Below are 20,782 nucleotides of genomic sequence, written 5' to 3' on the forward strand. Positions count from 1 at the left end.
CCCTCCGGGGCTACTCGACCAGCATGGGTGAGCAGCCCGACGGGGACGGTGTCAGGCGGCGACGACTCCGGCGGGCGACCAGCCGAGGGCCGGGGCGATCGAGTCGGCGACGGTCTGCAGGAGGCGTGCGTTGTACTCGACGCCGAGCTGGTTGGGGACGGTGAGCAGGAGGGTGTCCGCCTCCTGGACGGCGACGTCGGCGGCGAGCTCCTCGGCGAGGCGGTCGGGCTCGCCGGTGTAGCTGCGGCCGAAGCGGGCGCGGACGCCCTCGAGGGAGGCGACCTGGTCGCGCTCGCCGCGGCCGCCGAAGTAGAGGCGGTCGAGGTCGGTCGTGATCGGGAGGACGCTGCGCGACACGGAGACGCGCGGGGTCCGCTCCCAGCCGGCCTCCGCCCACGCTGAGCGGTACTCGCGGATCTGCCGCGCCTGCAGCTCGTCGAAGGGAATGCCCTCCTCCTCGAGCAGGAGCGTGGAGGACTGCAGGTTCATGCCCTGCTCGGCCGCCCAGCGCGCCGTCGCGAAGCTGCCCGCACCCCACCAGATGCGGTCCTCGAGGCCCGGCGAGCGCGGCTCGATCGCCAGGGGGCTCGACATCCCGGTGCGCGCGGGGTCGGTCTCGGCGACGGCGGCACCCGAGAGCGCCTCGCGGAAGAGCTGCACCTTGCGGCGGGCGAGGTCCGCGTCGGTCGTGCCCTCCGAGGGGACGTAGCCGAACGCCTCGGAGCCGCGGAGCGCCGTCTCCGGTGATCCCCGGCTCACGCCGAGCTCCAGCCGGCCACCGGAGATGAGGTCGGTCGCGGCCGCCTCCTCCGCCATGTAGAGCGGGTTCTCGTAGCGCATGTCGATGACGCCGGTGCCGATCTCGATCCGCCTGGTGCGGGCGGCGATCGCGGCGAGGAGCGGGAACGGCGAGGCGAGCTGCGGCGCGAAGTGGTGCACGCGGACGTAGGCGCCGTCGATGCCGATCTCCTCGGCCGCCTCCGCGAGCTCGATGGTCTGCAGGAGGACGTCGCGCGCGGTGTGCGTCAGCGACCCCTCGACGGACTGGTAGTGGCCGAAGGAGAGGAAGCCGATGCGCGAGACCATGCCTGCTCCAGCGTCGGACGCGTCCCGGCTATTCCCGGCGGCGAGCGCCGAGCGCCGACCGCTCCGCTCAGCTCGCCTCGAAGTCGGCGGAGACCGAGGCCGAGACCTCGATGTCCTCGGGCTTCAGCGCGAGCTCCTCCTGGCCCTTGAAGGCCATCGCGCGGCTCATCACGGCCGAGCCGCCCTCGATCCGGGTGTGCGGGCGCAGCCCGGGCTCGAAGAGGGTGAGCACCCGGGGCTCGCCCAGGCCGAGGGCGGACGCGTAGGCGGCGGCGCGCTCGCGGGCGTCGCGGACGGCGGCCACCCTCACCTCGCGCTCGGCACTCGCGCGCCGGGCGGCGGTGACGTCCCAGTCGACCCCGGCGACGGTGATGCCGGGTGCCTCCGAGACGGAGGCGACCCAGCGCCCGAGGGCGTCGAAGTCGCGGTACTTCACCCGGACGCTCGCGGCGGCGACGTGGAACGGCTCGGTGACGTCGGAGTCCTTGAGGTACCGCTGGATGGTCGAGACCGAGACCTGGTCGGCCGACCACCAGGTCGCCGCGCCGGAGGCCTGCTCGGCGCCGGCCTCCTCGCGCACGCGAGCGTGGAGGGCGGTCACCTCGTTCAGCGCCTGGGAGCGCGAGCGCGACTCGCGGCGGATCTCGAGGCGGACGGTGCCGCGCTCGGCGGGGTGGAAGTGCTGGGCGATCCCGGCGACGGTGATGGTGACCATGGCCTCATCGTGCCCCATCGGGCTGCGTCGGAGGTGCGGACCCGGGGATCGGAGCTGCGGACCGGGAGGTCAGCGGTGCAGGCCCAGAGCGCCGCGGAGGCGGTCGGCGAGCGAGAGCTCGATCGCGAGGTTGCTGAGGAGCTGGTCGCGGTGGGCGCCGCGCGCGGGCGGGACGACGGTGCCGGTGCGCGGGTCGGTGCCGCCGCGCAGGGCGCGCTCGCAGTCGGCGATCGTCTTCTCGATCAGCTCGAGTCGACGGGCCAGCCGGTCCGACTGGTAGTGCTCCCGCGAGATGGGGCCGTCGAAGGGGTGGCGGGTGGTGGGGGTCGTGAGGGTCGCGGTGGCGATTGCTGCTGCACTCATGCTGATCCGATCCGTCGGGGCGCGTAGTGGGCGCCGTTCGTGTGGGAGACAGACCAGCACGGGAGGCGACGCTCGCCACGATCGATGACGTGATGCGCACAGTGCTGGCACGAATCGTGCCGCTATCTGGCACGATTCGTTTTCCGTGGCGCGATTCGTCCATTCGGGCCACCTCGGCCCCTCGGGCGCCGTCAGTCGCGGAAGACGGCCAGCTGCTCGTTGCCGATGATCGCGAGGGTCCGGACGAGGCGGGTGTACCGCTCGACGAGCTCCTCGACCGCGGCACCCTGGCCGACCAGTGCGGCGATGCTCTCGGCGGGGAAGAGCGAGACGATCTCCATCGCGACCGCCCTGCCGTGCTCGAAGGAGAGGGCGCGCGCGTACTCCAGGGCACGGGTCAGCTGCGGGCGGTCGCCCTCGGAGGTGATCGCGGCGGGATCGGCGTCGGCGGCGTGCGCGAGGACGGCGACGAACACCCGGGCGATCTCGTCCACCCGCAGGGCCCGGACCAGCGTGAGCAGGCGCGAGGACACCCGCGACACCCCGCGCGCCAGCAGCTCGCCGCTGAGGGCGCGGACCTCGATCACGTCGCCGCCGACGAAGTCGCCGGAGACCCGCTTGATGCCGGACGCGAACAGGCTCGAGCCGGAGGCGATGCTGCGCTCGGCCTCGAGGTTGATCTCGACCCGGCCGCGCGAGGTCGCGACGCCCGAGATCCAGCGCTGCTCCACCGCGGGGTGCGCGTGGACGGCGCGGACGAGGGTGCCGGGGCCGGGGCCGTCGATGGCGCCGAGGATGACCTCGGGAGTGCGGGCGCCGGCGATGCGCGTCGAGACGCCGTTGTGCGCGGCGAGCTCGGCCGCCTTGAGCTTCGAGCGGATGCCGCCGCGGCCCGTCCCGCCCTTCTGCACCCCGATGCCGCGCAGCTCGGTGATCCCCAGCTCCTCGAGGTGCACGCCCTCGGCGATGCTGCCGGCGAAGACACCGGGGACGTCGGTGAGCAGCAGCAGCAGATCCGCGCCGAGGAGCATCGCCAGGCCGCCGGCGACACCGTCGTTGTCGGAGCCGGCGGAGTCGATGGTGTCGTTGCCGTTGACGATCGGCACGACGCCCGCGTCGAGCGCGTGCCGGATCGCCTCCGCGACGTGCGCCATCTGCCGCGGCGATGCGAGGTCGGACTCGCCGATCAGGATCTGCGCGACGAGTGAACCGGAGAGCTCGGCCACCGAGCGGTAGAAGCCCATCAGCACGGTCTGGCCCACGGCGGCGGCGAGGCGCGGGCTGATCGGCGCGTCCTGCGAGCGGGCGAAGAGAGCCCGGCCGGAGGAGACGGCGCCGGAGGAGACGAGGACGACGTCCCAGCCGAGTGCACGGGCGCCGAACGCGCTCTCGAGGGCGCTCGCGAGGAGCACGGGGTCCGGGCCGGACTGCTTGGTCACCGAGCTCGAGCCCATCTTGACCACGAGCGTCCGCCGCCGTGCCGGGAGGGAGGAGGGGTTCTCGGCGGCGGCTGCGGGCAGGGCGTCGGACATGGCTCCCATGGTAGGGGCGCACTCACGACGGGCCCACCGTATTTCCCTAGTGCTAGTCGGTTTTCGGCGTATCCTTCTCGCGGAGCCGACGAGGGCTCCCCTTCGGAAGGACGCCCCCATGACATCGACGTCATCCCCCGCCGGCGAACCGCTCGACGAGCAGGTCGACCGCCGCTACCTCGATCCCCTGCGCCCCGTCGCCGAGCGGGTCGAGATCCTGCTCGGCCAGATGACGCTCGAGGAGAAGGCCGGGCTGTTCTTCCAGACCATGGTCGTGATGGGCGAGGGCGGAGCGCTCGCCGAGGACGGCGCGTTCGGACTGCCCTCGACCGCGACGATGGTGCTCGAGAAGCGGATGTCGCACTTCAACCTGCTCGGCGGCGGCACCGCCACGGCGCGCGAGCTCGCCGAGTGGCACAACCGCGTCCAGGAGCTGGCCTCCTCGAGCCGGCTCGGGATCCCCGTGACCCTCTCCACCGATCCGCGCCACTCCTTCACCGACAACCCCGGCACCGGGGCGCAGGCGGAGGCGTTCTCGCAGTGGCCGGAGCCGCTCGGCCTCGCCGCGATCGGCGACGAGGACCTGGTCGAGCGCTTCGGCGACATCGCGCGTCAGGAGTACCTCGCCGTCGGCCTGCGGGTCGCGCTGCACCCGCAGATCGACCTGACGACCGAGTCGCGCTGGGCGCGGCAGGTCGGCACGTTCGGCGAGGACGCCGAGCTCACCGGACGGCTCGGCGCCGCCTACATCCGCGGCTTCCAGGGCGAGGCACTGGGGGCGCAGTCGGTCGCGACGATGACCAAGCACTTCCCCGGCGGCGGGCCGCAGAAGGACGGCGAGGATCCGCACTTCCCCTACGGCCGCGAGCAGGTCTACCCGGGCGGCAACGCCGAGTACCACCTGCAGCCCTTCGTGAAGGCCTTCGAGGCGGGCACGAGCCAGATCATGCCGTACTACGGCATGCCGGTCGGGACCGAGCACGAGGAGGTCGGCTTCGGCTTCAACCGCTCGGTGATCACGGGGCTGCTGCGCGAGCGGTTCGGCTTCGACGGCATCGTCTGCACCGACTGGGGGCTGCTCTCGGACTCCGACATCATGGGTGACCACCACGTCGCGCGCGCCTGGGGCGTCGAGCACCTGTCGGTGCCGGAGCGGATGGCGAAGGCCCTCGAGGCCGGGGTCGACCAGTTCGGCGGGGAGTCGATCCCGGAGACGCTGGTCGCCCTGGTCCGGGACGGGACGGTCGCCGAGGAGCGGCTCGACGTGTCCGTGCGGCGGCTGCTGCGGGAGAAGTTCGTGCTGGGGCTGTTCGACTCGCGCGCGGTCGATCCGGCCGCCGCCGAGGCGGTCGTCGGCTCGGCGGAGTTCCGCGCGGCGGGCGAGGCGGCCCAGCGCGCGGCGATCACGGTCCTCGCGCAGGACGGCGTCCTGCCGGCGGGGCAGGGGCTGCGGCTCTACGTCGAGGGGATCGATCCGGCGGTCGCCGCGGGGTACGGCACCGTCGTCGGGTCTCCGGAGGAGGCGGAGCTCGCGGTGATCCGGCTGCAGGCGCCCTTCGAGCAGCGCGCGACCGCGTTCGAGAACGTCTTCCACGCCGGCTCGCTCGACTTCCCGGACGAGGTCGTGGGGCACGTCCTGTCCGTGGCGGCTCAGGTGCCGACGGTCGTCGACGTGTTCCTGGACCGGCCGGCGATCCTCACTCCGCTGCTCGACTCCGCGGCGGCGCTGCTCGGTGACTTCGGCGCGTCGGGGGCCGCGGTGCTCGACGTCGTGTTCGGAGTGTCGGAGGCCCGTGGAACACTGCCGATGGACCTTCCGCGCTCGATGGCCGCCGCGGCGGCCCGCCGGCCGGACGTGCCGTTCGACACCGAGGATCCGCTGTTCCGGTTCGGTCACGGACTGCGCGTGACGGGGTCCGCGGAGGGGTAGCGCGGCGGGCCCCGGGCTCCTCCACAGGGGGCGATCCGGGGCCTTCTCCACCTGGTCCGGCACCCGGCGCGGCGGATGTCGGTGGCGATTGACATACTCGAACACATGTTCGAACATGGGTTGATGAGCCCCCCTTCACAGCACCCCTCGCCGGGGGTCGCCGACACCGCGGAACCGCTGCTGCGGCAGCTCGCGTCGGTGAAGGAGCTGCAGTCGCGGATCCGGGACATGCAGGCGACGACGCTCGAGTCGAAGAGCCTGGCGACGCTGCCGGCCTTCGCCTCTGTGCTGCCCGGCGGCTCGCTCAAGCAGGGCGCCGCCTACTCGGTCGAGGGCTCGATGAGCCTGGCCATGGGTCTGCTGGCCGGGCCGTCGTCCGAGGGCGCCTGGTGCGGCGTCGTCGGCGTCCCCGAGTTCGGCGCCGAGGCGGCGGCCGGCCTGGGGATCGACCTCGAGCGGCTCGTGCTCGTGCCCTCCCCCGCCGAGCACTGGCTCACCGTCACCGCGGCCCTGGTCGACGTCCTCACCGTCGTGCTGACCCGCCCGCCCGCCTCCGTCTCCTCGGCCGACGTCTCCCGGCTGGGCGCACGGCTGCGGCAGCGCGGGGCGGCGCTCGTCGTCCTCGGCGAGTGGCCGCAGGCCGAGGCGCGGCTCAGCATCCGCAGCAGCCGCTGGGAGGGGCTCGGCGCCGGCCACGGCTACCTGCGCACCCGCGAGGCGCTCGTCGACGTCGTCGGCCGCGCCGGGACGCGGGTGCGCACCGTGCGGATGAGCATGCCCGGCACCGGGCGGCCCTTCGGCGTGCTGGGCGGGCCCTCGCGCCTGCAGGAGCGCACCCTGCACGAGCGGGCGGTGTGAGATGAGCCGTTCCGCAAGCGCTCTCGAGCTGCGCCGCACGATCCTGGTCTGGTGCCCCGACTGGCCTCTGCTCGCCGCCGCGGCGGACGCCGGACTCGACGCGGAGACCCCGCTCGCGCTCACCGAGAAGAGCCTCGTCTTCGCCTGCTCCCCTGGTGCGCGAGCGGAGGGCGTGCGCCGCGGCATGCGGATCCGCGAGGCGCAGTCGCGCTGCACCGGGCTCGCCGTGGTCCCCTACGACCCCGTGCTCGACCACCGCGCCTTCGAGCCGCTCGTCCAGGCGCTGGAGGAGATCACCCCGGGTGTGCAGCTGATCCGGCCCGGGCTCTGCGCGATCCGCGCCCGCGGGCCGCGCCGCTACTACGGCAGCGAGCAGTCGGCGGCCGAGGCCGTGCTCCAGCGGCTCAGCGAGCTGGGCGTGCCGCTCGCGCGCGCCGGGATCGCCGACGGCCTCTTCGCCTCCGAGCTCGCGGCCAAGCACTCCGGCACCGCGGTGGCGATCGTGCCGGCCGGCGAGAGCGCCGCCTTCCTGGCGCCCCTGCCGCTCGACGCCCTCGAGACCGAGGCCGTCGGCGCGCGCACCCGCACCACCGGCAAGGGCGAGGACCTCATCGCGCTGCTGCGCAGGCTCGGCGTGCGGACCCTCGGCGCCTTCGCTCAGCTGCCGAGCGACGACGTCTCCGCGCGCTTCGGGCCCGACGGGGCGCGCGCGCACGTGCTGGCCTCGGGCGCCGAGACCGAGACGGTCGTCCCGCGGCTCCCGCCCGAGCGGCTCGACCGGGTGCTCGAGTTCGAGCCGCCGTTGGACCGGATCGACCAGGCGGCCTTCGCCTTCCGCGTCCCGGCGGAGGAGTTCGTCGCCGGGCTCACCCGGGCGCAGCTGGTAGCGACTGCGATCAGGATCGAGGTCGTCAGCGACCGCGGCGAGGTGTCCTCCCGCAGCTGGCTGCACCCGCGCTGGTTCACCCCGGGCGACGTCGTCGACCGCGTCCGCTGGCAGCTCCAGGGCAACGGCGCGATCGACGCGGGGCTCGGCTCGCCGATCGCCCGGCTGTCGGTCGAGCCCGAGGCGGTCGACGCGATCGGGAACCACGAGCAGGGACTCTGGGGCACGGCTCCGGAGGAGCGGGTGCACCACGGTCTCAGCCGCGTGCAGAGCATGCTCGGCCACGAAGCCGTCGTCACGGCGTCGGTGGGCGGGGGCCGGTCGCTCCGCGACCGCCAGCACCTGATCCCCTGGGGGGACAGGGAGCCGGGCGACGCCCGGCCGCGCGGGCTGCCGTGGCCGGGGGCGCTGCCGCCGCCCCTGCCGCCCACGGTCTTCGCGGAGCCGGCGGCCGTCCTGGTCCGCGGTCCCCGCGGGGAGACGGTCTCGGTCGACGACCGCGGCTCCCTCACCTCCGTCCCCGCCTACTTCGCGCCCGGCTCCTCGCAGGCCCGCCTGCAGCCGGTGACGGGGTGGGCCGGTCCCTGGCCGATCGACGAGCGGTGGTGGGACGCGCGAACAGCAGTCCGCTACGACCGCTTCCAGGTCGTCGACTCCGACGGCGTCGCCTGGCTGCTGCTCTGCCTCGACGGCGAGTGGGCGGCCGAGGCCCGCTACGACTGACTCCCCCGGCCGCTGACGGCCGCGATCCGATCCTCCCGAGCACGACGACCGAAGGAGCCCCCGATGGGCTGGAACAACCCCCCGATCCCCTGGTCGGAGTTCGAGCGCCGCCTCTCCAGCACGACCCGGAGCGACGGCACGACCGTCCGCGGCGACGGTGGCGACAGCCCCGCCTGGTCGCACAAGCGCCCCGCCTACACGCCCGGCGCCGACGTCCGGCCGCCGGACCAGAAGGTGCCCTACGCCGAGCTGCACGCGCACTCGCACTTCAGCTTCCTCGACGGCGCCAGCAAGCCGGAGGAGCTGATCGAGGAGGCCGTCCGGCTCGGCATCGACACCCTCGCCCTCACCGACCACGACGGGCTCTACGGGATCGTCCGGATGGCGGAGGCCGCGCAGGACCACGGCGTCCGCACCGCCTTCGGCGCCGAGCTCTCGCTCGGGCTCCGCGCCCCGCAGAACGGCGTCGCCGATCCCGAGGGCACGCACCTGCTCGTCCTCGCCCGCCGAGAGGAGGGCTACCACCGGCTCGCCCGCGCGATCACCACCGCCCAGCTCGCCGGCGCCGAGAAGGGCAAGCCGAGCTACGACCTCGAGGAGCTCGCCCGGACCGCCGACGGCCACTGGATCGTGCTGACCGGCTGCCGGAAGGGCGCCGTCCGGCAGGCCCTGGTCGCGAGCGGCGAGGCGGCGGCCGAGGAGGAGGTGCGCGAGCTCGTGGCCCTCTTCGGCGCCCGCAACGTCCTCGTCGAGCTCTTCGACCACGGCGACCCGCTCGCCTCCCTGCACAACGACCAGCTCGCCGGCATCGCCGAGCGGCTGCAGCTGCGCCTCGTCGCCACCGGCAACGTGCACTACGCCCGGCCCGAGGACCGCCCGCTGCAGACGGCGCTGGCCGCGGTCCGCGCCCGGCGGAGCCTCGACGAGATGGACGGCTGGCTGCCCGCCGCCGGCGGTGCGCACCTGCGCTCGGGCGCAGAGATGGCCGAGCGCTTCTCCCGCTACCCCGGCTCGGTCGAGAACACCGTGCTGATCGCCGACGAGATCGCCTTCGAGCTCGGCCGGGTCCGCCCCCGGCTGCCCCGGCAGGACGTGCCCGAGGGGCACACCCCGATGAGCTGGCTGCGCCACCTGGTGCAGCTCGCGGTGCCGGCGAAGTACCCGGGCGCCGACTCCGACGTGCACGAGCGCCTCGAGAAGGAGCTCGCCGTGATCGAGGCCAAGGACTTCCCCGGCTACTTCCTCATCGTCCACGACATCGTGCACTTCGCGAAGGGCAGGGGGATCCTCTGCCAGGGCCGCGGCTCGGCCGCCAACTCGGCGGTCTGCTACGTCCTCGGGATCACCGCGGTGGACTCGATCTTCTACGGGCTGCCCTTCGAGCGCTTCCTCTCCAGCATCCGCGACGAGGAGCCCGACATCGACGTCGACTTCGACTCCGAGCGGCGCGAGGAGGTCATCCAGCACGTCTACGAGAAGTACGGGCGGCTGAACGCGGCGCAGGTCGCGAACGTCATCACCTACCGGCCGAAGTTCGCCGTCCGCGACATGGCGAAGGCGCTGGGCTACAGCGCCGGGCAGCAGGACGGCTGGTCGAAGCAGATCGAGCACTGGGGCTCGATCACCGAGAGCCCCGAGCACGACATCCCGGACGACGTCGTCGCCCTGACCAAGAAGGTGCTCGGCACGCCCCGGCACCTGGGCATCCACTCCGGCGGCATGGTGCTCACAGACCGGCCGGTCGGCGAGGTCTGCCCGATCGAGCCCGCCCGGATGGAGAAGCGCACCGTCCTGCAGTGGGACAAGGACGACTGCGCCTGGATGGGCCTGGTCAAGTTCGACCTGCTCGGGCTGGGGATGCTCGCCGCCCTGCAGTACACCTTCGACCTCGTGGCGGAGCACGTCGGCGAGAAGTGGGACCTCTCGACGATCCCGCGCGAGGAGAAGGGCGTCTACGACCAGCTCTGCCGGGCCGACTCCATCGGGGTGTTCCAGGTCGAGAGCCGCGCGCAGATGGGCACCCTCCCCCGGCTCCAGCCGCGGCGCTTCTACGACCTCGTGATCGAGGTGGCACTGATCCGCCCCGGTCCGATCCAGGGCGGCGCGGTGCACCCCTACATCCGGCGGAAGCTCGGCGAGGAGCCGATCACCTACCAGCACCCCCTGCTGGTCACGCCGCTCAAGCGCACCCTCGGCGTGCCGCTGTTCCAGGAGCAGCTGATGCAGGTCGCGGTGGCGGTCGGCGACTGCAACGCGGAGGACGCGGACCTGCTGCGCCGCGCGATGGGCTCCAAGCGGGGCACCGAGAAGATCGAGTCGCTCCGGGAGCGGCTCTACGAGGGCATGGCCCGCAACGGGATCACCGACGAGGTCGCCGACGACATCTACCGCCGGATCCAGGCCTTCGCCAACTTCGGCTTCGCCGAGAGCCACGCGATCAGCTTCGCGCTGCTGGTGTACGCCAGTGCCTGGCTGCGCCTGCACTACCCGGCCGCCTTCACCGCGGCCCTGCTCCGGGCTCAGCCGATGGGCTTCTACGCCCCGCACACCCTGGTCGCCGACGCCCGCCGGCACGGTGTCCGCGTCGAGTCCCCCGACGTCAACCGCTCGCTGTCGCACCCCGGACTCGAGGCGCTCGACGGGCCGCCGACCCAGCGGCGGGGCGGGGCGCCGCACGGGCAGGACTCCTGCCTCTCCGCCGAGCAGGCGCCGACGGGCCTCTTCGACCGGTCGCAGCACTTCGACACCGACGACCACCGCCGCGACGCCGGCTTCGTCATCCGCCTGGGCCTCGCCGGGGTGAAGGGCATCGGCACGGAGCTGGCCGAGCACATCGTCGCCGAGCGGGAGCGCGGCGGGCCCTACGCGAGCATGGCCGACCTCTCGCGCCGCGTGGGAGTGAACGCGACCCAGCTCGAGGCGCTCGGCGCCGCGGGATCGTTCGACTCCCTCGGGCTCCAGCGCCGTCAGGCGCTCTGGGAGGCGGGCTCCGCTGCCGCCGACCGCCAGGAGTTCCTCCCCGACTCGATCGTCGCCGTCCAGCCTCCGCTGCTGCCGATGCTCTCTGCGCAGGAGCGGGTCGTCTTCGACTTCTGGGCCACCGGCATCTCGCCCGACGACCACCCGCTCCGGCATCTGAGGGAGGGCCTCACCCGGCGAGGAGCGCGCTCCACTGCCGACCTGTCCGGCACGCCCTCCGGCACCCGGATCGAGGTCGGCGGGGTCGTGATCCACCGCCAACGTCCCTCCACAGCCGCCGGAGTGACCTTCATGAACCTCGAGGACGAGCACGGGATCCTCAACGTCATCTGCTCCGTCGGAGTATGGAACCGCTACCGGCGCACCGCGCGCGAGGCTCCCGCGCTCCTCATCCGCGGGATCCTCGAGCGCTCCGACGAGGGGGTGACCAACCTCCTCGCCGACCGCTTCGAGGCGCTGTCGGTCACCGCCCGGACCACCGCCCGCAACTTCCGATGACCGCCCGTCGGACCACGACCGCCCCAGCACCGCGAGCGCTTCCGCGCCCGCATCACCCGCGAGAAAGCGACACCATGACGAACACGGACCACGCCCTCCACCCCTCGGCGCTCGACGTGCCGCTGCGCGACGACCGGGACCTGCGCGAGCGCGTCTCGTCCCTCATCGGTCCCGCCTACCGGCGTGCGCTCTGGCCGATCCTGCTCGACCGGGCCGGCTACCAGCTGCCGATCCTCTACCCGGTGGACGGCCTGCCCGTGCACCCCGACGAGGAGAAGACCGAGCGCATCGTCGCGACCCTCGCGAAAGCGGTCGCGCATCACGACGTCGGCTCGCTCGCCTTCGCGCTCGAGCGACCGGGCCGGGCGTTCCTCGGCGAGACCGACCGGGTGCTCGCCCGCCAGCTGAGCGCCGCCTGCCACCGGCGGGCCATGCCGCTGCGTGCCCTGCTGCTCGTGCACGACGACGGCGTGCGGATCATCGCCGACGCCGAGCACTCCGTGTCGGCCCGCTGACAGGTCTCCGGCGGGCGGCGGTGAGAACGGGCTCGGGCGCGACGGGTGAGAGGAACGACACGCGCGCCGGCCCGAATCGACTCGGACCGGCGCGCGGCGGACGACTACTCGGCGTCGCTGAGCGTGATCAGCAGCGAGGACGCGCCGAGGTCGACCTCGGTGTCACCGGGCTGGACCGCGTACTCGCCCACGGCGAGGAGCGACTCCGCCACCTCGGGCAGCGGGACCCGCGCCGACGACTCGCCGACGTTGATCGCGATCGTCACCCGGCCGCGGCCCAGGGTGAGCCAGCGCTCGTCCTCGTCGAGCTCGACGCGCACCGAGCCGAAGCGCGGGTCGGTCAGCTCGGGGAAGCGGCGGCGCAGCGCCGCCAGCTCGCGGTAGACGGCGAGGATGCGGGCACCGCGCCCCTCCTCCGCCTCGGACCAGTCGAGCTTGGAGCGCTCGAAGGTCTCGGGGTCCTGCGGGTCGGGCACGACCTCCGGGTCCCAGCCCATCTTCGCGAACTCCTCGATGCGGCCCTTCGCCGTCGCCTCGCCGAGATCCTTCTCCGGGTGCGAGGTGAAGAACTGCCACGGGGTGGACGCCGCCCACTCCTCGCCCATGAAGAGCATCGGGGTGAACGGGCCGAGCAGCGTCAGCGCGGCGGCGATCGCCAGCCGGCCCTCGTCGAGGGTCGCGGTCAGCCGGTCGCCGATCGCCCGGTTGCCGATCTGGTCGTGGTTCTGGCTGCAGACCACGAGGCGCCAGGTCGGCATCCGCTCGGTGTCGATCGGGCGTCCGTGGTGCCGGCCGCGGAACGTGGAGAGAGTGCCGTCGTGGAAGAAGCCGCGGGTGAGGACCTTGCCGAGCGCGCCGAGCGGCGCGAAGTCCTCGTAGTAGCCGGTCGTCTCGCCGGTGAGGGCGACGTGCACGGCGTGGTGGAAGTCGTCGCTCCACTGCGCGTCGAGCCCGTAGCCGCCCGCCTCGCGCGGGGTGATCAGCGTCGGGTCGTTGAGGTCCGACTCCGCGATCAGGGTCAGCGGGCGCCCGACGTCGGCCGAGAGCACCGCGACCTCGGCGGCCATCTCCTCGAGCACGTGCACGGCGCGCTCGTCCGAGAGCGCGTGCACCGCATCGAGGCGCAGGGCGTCGACGTGGTAGTCGCGCAGCCACATCAGCGCGTTGTCGAGGATGTAGCCGCGGACGACGTCCGAGCCCTCCCCGTCGAGGTTGATCGAGCTGCCCCAGGTGTTGGCCTTCTCGTTCTTGAGGTACGGGCCGAACTCGGGCAGGTAGTTGCCGCTCGGGCCGAGGTGGTTGTAGACCACGTCCTGCACGATGCCCAGTCCCGCGCGGTGCGCCGCATCGACGAAGCGCTGGTACGCCTCCGGTCCGCCGTAGGCCTCCGAGACGGCGTACCAGAGGACGCCGTCGTAGCCCCAGTTGTGCGTGCCGTTCACCGCGTTGACCGGGAGGATCTCGATGAAGTCGACGCCGATCGAGCGCAGGTGCTCGAGCCGGCCGGCGGCCGAGTCGAGCGTGCCCTCGGGGGTGAAGGTGCCGATGTGCAGCTCGTAGATCACGGCCCCCGCCAGCTGGCGGCCCGTCCAGGCCTGGTCGGCCCACTCGAACGCGCTCGGGTCGTAGCTGCGGGAGAGCTCGTGGACTCCGCCGGGCTGGCGGCGCGAGCGCGGGTCCGGGAACGGGCCCTTGCCGTCCACCAGGTAGCCGTAGTCGACCTCGCCGGTCGCGGCGACCGACCCGGAGACCCGCCACCAGCCCTCGTCGCCGAAGCGGGCCATCGCGACCGTCCCGCCCGCACCCAGGGCGAGCTCGACGGAGGACGCCTCGGGCGCCCACACGTCGAAGCGCTCGGGTCCGGAGACGGGCAGGGCGTAGCGGTAGGGCGTCGTGCTGATCACGGGGTTCTCCAGGGTCGTTCGAACGGGGTCGGCAGGAAGGGACTCGCCGGGTCAGGCGACCGGTGCGAGCAGGGCGACCGGGTAGCCGCCGCCGAGGATCTCCGACACGGCGGTCGGCCCGCCGGCGAAGGTGCGCCCGGTGAGGACGTCCACGACCGGGTGCCCCGGCAGGACGATCAGGGTCTCGCCCCAGCCGCCCTCGGCCGCGAGCCGCGCGGGCAGGCGGGTGGCGACCATCAGCGCACCGCCGCGGTCGAAGGCGATCGCGTGCTCGGCGGCCGGCCCGATGGCGGGGACGGCGGCGTAGCGCGTGAACAGCTCCGGCCGGTCGCGGCGCAGGCGCAGGGCCCGCGAGGTGACGAGCAGCTTGGCCGCGCCCTCCGCGTCGATCTCCGGCAGCCAGCCGCCGTCGATCCGCTCGAGCAGCGCCCGGCGCTCGGCGAAGTCGACCGGGCGGCGGTTGTCGGGGTCGACGAGCGACGTCTCCCACAGCTCGCTGCCCTGGTAGACGTCCGGGATGCCCGGCGCCGTCAGCTGGACGAGCTTGGCCGAGAGGCTGTTCGACCAGCCGTCGGCCGAGACGCGCGCCACGGTGTCCTCGATCAGGCGGCGCACGGCCGCGTCGTCGAAGGCGGCGTCGACCGCCGCGTGCATCCGCTTCTCGAACGCCTCGTCCGGAGCGGTCCACATCGTCGAGCTGCCGGCCTCGCGCGACGCCTTCTCGGCGTAGGCGTGCAGGCGCTCGCGGGACGCGGGCCAGGTGCCGACGATCGCCTCCCAGAGCAGGTGCTCGACCGGTCCGTCGCCGAAGCCGGCGTGCTCGTGCAGCGAGCGGAGCGTCTCGGCCCAGGCCTCGGCGTCCTCCGCGAGGGCGGTGATGCGCGCGCGGGTGTCCTCACCGCGCTTGGTGTCGTGCGTCGACAGCGTGGTGAGCGAGGCCGGGAAGGACGCCTGGCGGACGCCCTGGCGGCGGTGGAACTCCTCCAGGTCGATCGCGAACTCGTCCGGGTCGGCGCCGACCTCGTTGAGCGAGGTGAGGCGGCTGTAGCGGTAGAACGCCGTGTCCTCGACACCCTTCGCCATCACCATGCCGGAGGTCTGCTGGAAGCGGACCGACACGGGGGTGCCGGTCTCCTCGAGCAGCGCGGCGACCTCGTCGATCGTCGCGGCGATCTCGGGGCGGCGGTGTCGCGCGTCGAGCCGTGCGTGCTCGAGGTGCTCGCCGCCGTAGGGCAGGTAGCTGCGGTAGACCGGGAAGGTCGCGAGCAGCTCGGCGATCGCGTCGTCCGCGCCGTCGACCTGCGGGATCAGGCGGGCCAGGCGGAGCACCTCGGAGCGGAGGATGCTGTCGGCGATGCCGCGCTTGGTGTCGTGGATCAGGTCGGCCCAGTCCACCGGCTCGCCGCCGTCGCCCAGCTCCGCGTCCAGGCCCTCGAGCACCGGACGGGCGTCGGGGTCGACGAGGATTCGGTCGATGTCGGCGAGCGCGTCGTAGCCGGTGGTGCCCACGGTCGCCCAGTGCGCGGGCAGCTGCTCGTCGCCCTCGAGGATCTTCTCGACCCAGACCGGTGCGCCGTCGATGGCGCGGGCGAGGTCGTCCAGGTAGCCGCCCGGGTCGGCCAGGCCGTCCGGGTGGTCGACGCGCAGGCCGTCGGCCAGGCCCTCGGTGAACCAGCGGACGATCTCGCGGTGCGAGGCCTCGAAGACCTCGGGCCGCTCGACCGTGATCGCGGCGAGGGTGTTGACCGCGAAGAAGCGGCGGTAGTTCAGCTCGGCGTCGGCGCGGCGCCAGTTGACCAGCTCGTAGCTCTGCCGGGCGTGCACGGTGCGGCCGGAGTCGCCGGGCTCGGCGGTGCCGGGCGCGATCGGCAGGCGGTTCTCGTAGTAGTGCAGCTCGTCGCCGACGACTTCGAGCGCGTCCAGCTCGCTGTCGCTGTCGCCTTCGGAGGCTCCGTCACCGAGGATCGGCACGCGCAGCTTGCCGTCACCCGCCGCCCAGTCGATGTCGAACGCCTCGGCGCAGCGGGAGTCCCGCCCGTGCTTGAGCAGGTCCCACCACCAGGCGTTCTCCACCGGCGTCGCGACGCCCATGTGGTTCGGCACGATGTCGATGAGGACGCCGAGGCCCTCCTTCCTCGCCGCCGCGGAGGCGTGGGCGAGGCCCTCGCCGCCGCCGCGGGCCGGGTCGACCTTCGAGTGGTCGACGACGTCGTAGCCGTGGTCCGAGCCGGGCTCGGCGGTCAGCAGCGGCGAGAAGTACAGCCAGTCGGCGCCGAGGGAGCGCACGTAGTCGGCCACCGTCGCGGCCTCGTCGAGATCGAAGCCGGAGCGGATCTGGAGTCGGTAGGTGGAGGCGGGCAGTCGCAACGTCAGGCTCCTGTCGAGGGGGCGGTCGCGGAGTCGGTCGACTCCTCGTGGGGGCTGGTGTGGCCCGTGGTGGTGATGATCGGGATGGCCGAGGTGGCGGCGAGCGAGGCCAGCGAGGCGGCGACCGAGTGGTCGACCTCGGGCTCGGGCGCGCTGTGCTCCTGGAGGATCACGAGCGACTTCGCCTGCACGGTGAGGATCGCGCCGGCGGGACGCGGGACCGAGTCGGCCTCCGCTCCGGCGGTGTCGACCAGGACGGCCCACTCCACCGCGTACTCGTCGGCCGGGATCGTGAACTCCACGTCCACGTCGTCGGCGTTGAAGTAGAGCAGGAAGCTGTCGTCGACGACCGGCTGGCCGCGCTCGTCGCGCTCGCGGATCCCGTTGCCGTTGAGGTAGATGCCGACCGAGCGGTCCAGGCCCGAGTCCCAGTCCGACGGCGTCATCTCGGTGCCGTCGGCCTTGAACCAGACGATGTCCGGCAGCGGCTCGCCGGTGCCGCGCAGGACGGGGCGCCCGTCGAAGAAGCGGCCGCGACGGAAGGTCGGGTGCTCGGCGCGGAGGCGGATCAGCGCCGCGGTGAACTCCACCAGGGGCTTGTCCGCCTTCTCCCAGTCGATCCAGGTCAGCTCGCTGTCCTGCGCGTAGGTGTTGTTGTTGCCGTTCTGCGTGCGGCCGAGCTCGTCGCCGTGCAGGATCATCGGCACGCCCTGCGAGATCAGCATCGTCGCGAGGAAGTTGCGCTGCTGGCGGGCGCGGAGGCCGAGGACCTTCGGGTCGTCGGTCGGGCCCTCGGCGCCGTGGTTCCAGGAGCGGTTGTGCGACTCGCCGTCGTTGCCGTCCTCGCCGTTGGCGTCGTTGTGCTTCTCGTTGTAGGAGACGAGGTCGCGGAGGGTGAAGCCGTCGTGCGCGGTGACGAAGTTGATCGAGGCGACCGGGTAGCGGCCGGAGCGCGCGTAGAGGTCGGCCGAGCCGGTGAGCCGCGAGGCGAACTCGCCCAGCGTCGAGGGCTCGCCGCGCCAGAAGTCGCGGACGGTGTCGCGGTACTTGCCGTTCCACTCCGTCCACTGCGGCGGGAAGTTGCCGACCTGGTAGCCGCCGGGGCCGACGTCCCACGGCTCGGCGATCAGCTTGACCTGCGAGACCACCGGGTCCTGCTGGACGAGCTCGAAGAAGGTGGAGAGCCGGTCGACGTCGTAGAACTCGCGGGCCAGCGCCGAGGCGAGGTCGAAGCGGAAGCCGTCGACCCGCATCTCGGTCACCCAGTAGCGCAGCGAGTCCATGATCAACTGCAGCGAGTGCGGGTGGCGCACGTTCAGGGTGTTGCCGGTGCCGGTGTAGTCCATGTAGTAGCGCTTGTCGTCGTCGACCAGGCGGTAGTACGCCTCGTTGTCGATGCCGCGGAACGACAGCGTCGGGCCGAGGTGGTTGCCCTCCGCGGTGTGGTTGTAGACCACGTCGAGGATGACCTCGATGCCGGCCGCGTGCAGCGCCTTCACCATGCTCTTGAACTCCTGGACCTGCTGGCCCAGGTCGCCGGTGGCGGTGTAGGTGTTCTGCGGCGCGAAGAAGCCGATCGTGTTGTAGCCCCAGTAGTTCGAGAGGCCCTTCTCGATCAGCGTCGAGTCGTTGACGAACTGGTGCACCGGCATCAGCTCGAGCGCGGTGATGCCGAGGTGCTTGAGGTGCGCGATCACGGCGGGGTGGGCGACGCCGGCGTAGGTGCCGCGCAGCTCCTCCGGCACGTCGGGGTGGCTCTTGGTGAGCCCCTTCACGTGCGCCTCGTAGATCACGGTGCTGTCGTAGGAGGTGCGCGGGCGGCGGTCGCCGGCCCAGTCGAAGAACGGGTTGATGACCACGCCCATCATCATGTGCGGCGCCGAGTCCTCGTCGTTGGTCGAGTCCGGGTCGCCGAAGGTGTACGAGAAGAGCGACTGGTCCCAGTCGATCTCGCCCGAGACGGCCTTCGCGTACGGGTCCAGCAGCAGCTTGTTCGGGTTGCAGCGGTGTCCGCCGTCCGGGTCGTACGCGCCGTGGACGCGGTAGCCGTAGCGCTGGCCGGGCTGGACCTGCGGGAGGTAGCAGTGCCAGACGTAGGCGTCCGACTCGAGCACCTCGACGCGCGTCTCGGTGCCGTCCTCCTCGAAGAGGCACAGCTCGACGCGCTCGGCTGCCTCGCTGAAGAGGGCGAAGTTCGTGCCGCTTCCATCGAAGGTGGCGCCCAAGGGGTAGGCGGTTCCGGGCCAGGTCTCCACGAGACTCCTCTGAGTTCTGGTCTCGGGCGATCCGGGGGAGGCCGACGGGCGGTCTGCGGATGCCCGACGTCGGGGGTGATGGTCCGTCACCTTCGCGACGGACCGACTGCCCAGCTTAGCGAGAGGCTCCTCCCGCGCTTCCGGGGAGGCCACGCTCAGACAGTACGGACCCCGCCGATCCGCGGCGAGGGCTGGACCCGTCGCCGCGCATCCAGTAGAGATCCGCCGTTCTCGCGGCTCAGTGCGAGCCGATCCGCTTCCGCAGCAGGTCGATCCGCGCCTGCAGCTGCGTCACGCTCGCCTGCGCCACCGCGGGCCCGCCGCAGAGCCTGCGCAGCTCGGTGTGCACCTGGCCGTGGGTCTCCCCCGTGTTGCGGGCCCAGAGCCCGACCAGCGAGTTCAGCAGGCTGCGCTGCTCCTTGAGCGTGCGGTAGAGCGGCGCGGGGATCTCGCTCTCCTTCGCCTCCACCGGAGCCTGCGCACCGTGGGCGCCGGCCCGCCCGCCCGCGCGCTTCGCCTGCCGCTGCTGGCGGTGCTGCAGCAGCTCGCGCACCTGCTCGGGCTCGAGCAGACCGGGCAGGCCGATGAAGTCGAGCTCCTCCTCGCTCTCGACCTCCACCTCCATCCCGAACTCCGCGCCCTCGTACATCACGCGGTCGAAGGTGGCGGCCGAGCCGAGCGACTCGAAGCGGCCCTCCTCGAGCAGGTCGGAGGACGCCTTGGCCTCGCGCTCCGCGTCGGCCATCAGGTCGGCCTCGGGGTACTCCTCGTCGTCCGAGACGCGGCGGTCGAGGGCGTGGTCGCGCTGCTGCTCCATCGAGCCCGCGAGCGCGAGCAGCCCCGGCACGTTGGGCAGGAAGATCGAGGCGGTCTCGCCGCGGCGCCGGGCCCGGACGAAGCGCCCGATCGCCTGCGCGAAGAAGAGCGGAGTGGAGGCGGAGGTGGCGTAGACGCCGACGGCCAGGCGCGGCACGTCCACGCCCTCCGACACCATCCGCACGGCGACCATCCACCGGCTGTCGCCCTTGGAGAACTCCTCGATCCGGTCGCTCGCCTCCTTCTCATCGGAGAGGACGACGGTGACCGGCTCGCCGCTGATCTCGCGGAGCATCGCCGCGTAGGCGCGGGCCGCGTAGTGGTCGGTCGCGATGACGAGGCCGCCCGCGTCGGGGATCCCGCGGCGCACCTCGGTCAGCCGGGTGTTCGCCGCGCGGAGGACCGAGGGGATCCACTCCCCCTTGGGGTCGAGCGCCGTGCGCCAGGCCTGCGAGGTGATGTCCTTGGTGTTGCCCTCGCCGAGCCGCGCCTCCATCTCGTCGCCGGCCTTCGACTTCCAGCGCATCTGGCCCGCGTAGACCATGAAGAGCACCGGCCGGACGACGCCGTCGGCGAGCGCACGGCCGTAGCCGTAGGCGTAGTCGGTCAGCGAGGTGCGGATGCCCTCCTGGTCGGGCAGGTAGCTGACGAACGGGATCGGCGCGGTGTCGGAGCGGAACGGGGTCCCGGTGAGCGAGAGGCGCCGGGCGGCCGGCTCGAAGGCCTCGCGGATCGCGTCGCCCCAGCTCAGCGCGTCGCCGCCGTGGTGCACCTCGTCCAGGATGACCAGCGAGCGGCCGGAGAGGGTCAGCTCGCGATGCAGCTCGGGCCGCACGGCGACCTGCGCGTAGGTGACGGCGACGCCGTGGTAGTGCTTGGCGTGCCGGCCCATCCGGTTGGTGAAGGTGGGGTCGAGCCGGATGCCGACGCGGTGCGCCGCCTCGGCCCACTGGCGCTTGAGGTGCTCGGTCGGGGCGACGACGGTGATGCGGTCGACGGTGCGGTTGTGCAGCAGCTCGGCGGCAAGCCGGAGGGCGAACGTCGTCTTGCCGGCGCCGGGCGTCGCGGCCGCGAGGAAGTCCCGCGGCTCGTGCTGGAAGTAGGCCTCGAGGGCCTCCGCCTGCCAGGCCCGCAGCTTGTTCGCGGTGCCCCACGGCGCCCTGCCGGGGAACGACGGGGACAGGTGCTCCGCGGCGGAGGTGCCGACCTGATGACCGAAGTTCGAGGGACTGTTCACGTGGACCGAGGCTAGCCGACACCTCCGACGCCGGGCGCCGGTCCGCGCACCCACGGGGCAGGGCCCGGCGTGTCGGGATCGTCCGGGCGACGGACCCCATCCGCCCGCTCGGAGCGCA

At 72.9% G+C, this 20,782-nt stretch carries 13 protein-coding genes; 5 read left to right on the top strand and 8 right to left on the bottom strand.

Annotated features, from left to right (window positions below; genetic code table 11):
* Nucleotides 1-51: 51 nt before the first annotated feature.
* The 4 genes from C1I64_RS07825 to proB form a co-directional block, all read right to left on the bottom strand.
* Nucleotides 52-1,086, bottom strand: coding sequence for an LLM class flavin-dependent oxidoreductase (locus C1I64_RS07825; protein ID WP_127886844.1), 1,035 nt, complete (start codon nucleotides 1,084-1,086; stop codon nucleotides 52-54).
* A 67-nt stretch (nucleotides 1,087-1,153) separates the two neighbouring features.
* Entirely contained in the window at nucleotides 1,154-1,801 is a 648-nt protein-coding gene (locus C1I64_RS07830; RefSeq protein ID WP_164874484.1) for an SIMPL domain-containing protein, read from the bottom strand.
* Nucleotides 1,802-1,870: 69 nt separating this feature from the next.
* On the bottom strand, nucleotides 1,871-2,164 hold the full coding sequence (locus C1I64_RS07835) for a hypothetical protein (RefSeq protein ID WP_123704236.1): 294 nt from the start codon (nucleotides 2,162-2,164) through the stop codon (nucleotides 1,871-1,873).
* A gap of 191 nt (nucleotides 2,165-2,355) precedes the next feature.
* Nucleotides 2,356-3,696, bottom strand: a complete 1,341-nt coding sequence (gene proB, locus C1I64_RS07840) for a glutamate 5-kinase (RefSeq protein ID WP_164874485.1) — start codon at nucleotides 3,694-3,696, stop codon at nucleotides 2,356-2,358.
* A 118-nt stretch (nucleotides 3,697-3,814) separates the two neighbouring features.
* Here proB and C1I64_RS07845 point away from each other — a divergent pair, with 118 nt between their 5' ends.
* The 5 genes from C1I64_RS07845 to C1I64_RS07865 all read left to right on the top strand — a co-directional run bounded on the left by C1I64_RS07845 (nucleotide 3,815) and on the right by C1I64_RS07865 (nucleotide 12,085).
* On the top strand, nucleotides 3,815-5,626 hold the full coding sequence (locus C1I64_RS07845) for a glycoside hydrolase family 3 protein (RefSeq protein ID WP_127886847.1): 1,812 nt from the start codon (nucleotides 3,815-3,817) through the stop codon (nucleotides 5,624-5,626).
* Nucleotides 5,627-5,749: 123 nt separating this feature from the next.
* On the top strand, nucleotides 5,750-6,484 hold the full coding sequence (locus C1I64_RS07850) for a hypothetical protein (RefSeq protein WP_123446314.1): 735 nt from the start codon (nucleotides 5,750-5,752) through the stop codon (nucleotides 6,482-6,484).
* A 1-nt stretch (nucleotide 6,485) separates the two neighbouring features.
* Entirely contained in the window at nucleotides 6,486-8,093 is a 1,608-nt protein-coding gene (locus C1I64_RS07855; protein WP_127886848.1) for a DNA polymerase Y family protein, read from the top strand.
* 63 nt (nucleotides 8,094-8,156) lie between these two features.
* Nucleotides 8,157-11,570 (top strand): error-prone DNA polymerase, encoded by a 3,414-nt coding sequence (locus C1I64_RS07860; RefSeq protein ID WP_127886849.1) that lies wholly within the window; start codon nucleotides 8,157-8,159, stop codon nucleotides 11,568-11,570.
* A gap of 74 nt (nucleotides 11,571-11,644) precedes the next feature.
* A complete protein-coding gene (locus C1I64_RS07865; RefSeq protein ID WP_127886850.1) occupies nucleotides 11,645-12,085 on the top strand; it encodes a hypothetical protein in 441 nt (146 codons plus the stop codon).
* 104 nt (nucleotides 12,086-12,189) lie between these two features.
* On the opposite strand, the gene treZ is transcribed toward C1I64_RS07865, so the two are convergent.
* The 4 genes from treZ to C1I64_RS07885 form a co-directional block, all read right to left on the bottom strand.
* Nucleotides 12,190-13,989 (bottom strand): malto-oligosyltrehalose trehalohydrolase, encoded by a 1,800-nt coding sequence (treZ, locus tag C1I64_RS07870; RefSeq protein ID WP_244209424.1) that lies wholly within the window; start codon nucleotides 13,987-13,989, stop codon nucleotides 12,190-12,192.
* A gap of 51 nt (nucleotides 13,990-14,040) precedes the next feature.
* Nucleotides 14,041-16,356, bottom strand: coding sequence for a malto-oligosyltrehalose synthase (treY, locus tag C1I64_RS07875; protein WP_127886851.1), 2,316 nt, complete (start codon nucleotides 16,354-16,356; stop codon nucleotides 14,041-14,043).
* 2 nt (nucleotides 16,357-16,358) lie between these two features.
* Nucleotides 16,359-18,611 carry a glycogen debranching protein GlgX gene (glgX, locus tag C1I64_RS07880; protein ID WP_123446309.1) on the bottom strand — a complete coding sequence of 751 codons (2,253 nt, stop codon included), beginning with the start codon at nucleotides 18,609-18,611 and terminating at the stop codon, nucleotides 16,359-16,361.
* Between the two features lie 238 nt (nucleotides 18,612-18,849).
* The gene (locus C1I64_RS07885) at nucleotides 18,850-20,664 is read right to left on the bottom strand and encodes a DEAD/DEAH box helicase (RefSeq protein ID WP_123446308.1); all 1,815 of its coding nucleotides are present in this window, start codon (nucleotides 20,662-20,664) and stop codon (nucleotides 18,850-18,852) included.
* Nucleotides 20,665-20,782: the final 118 nt, after the last annotated feature.

Origin of the sequence: Rathayibacter festucae DSM 15932, from assembly GCF_004011135.1 — a bacterium.
GTDB lineage: Bacteria > Actinomycetota > Actinomycetes > Actinomycetales > Microbacteriaceae > Rathayibacter > Rathayibacter festucae.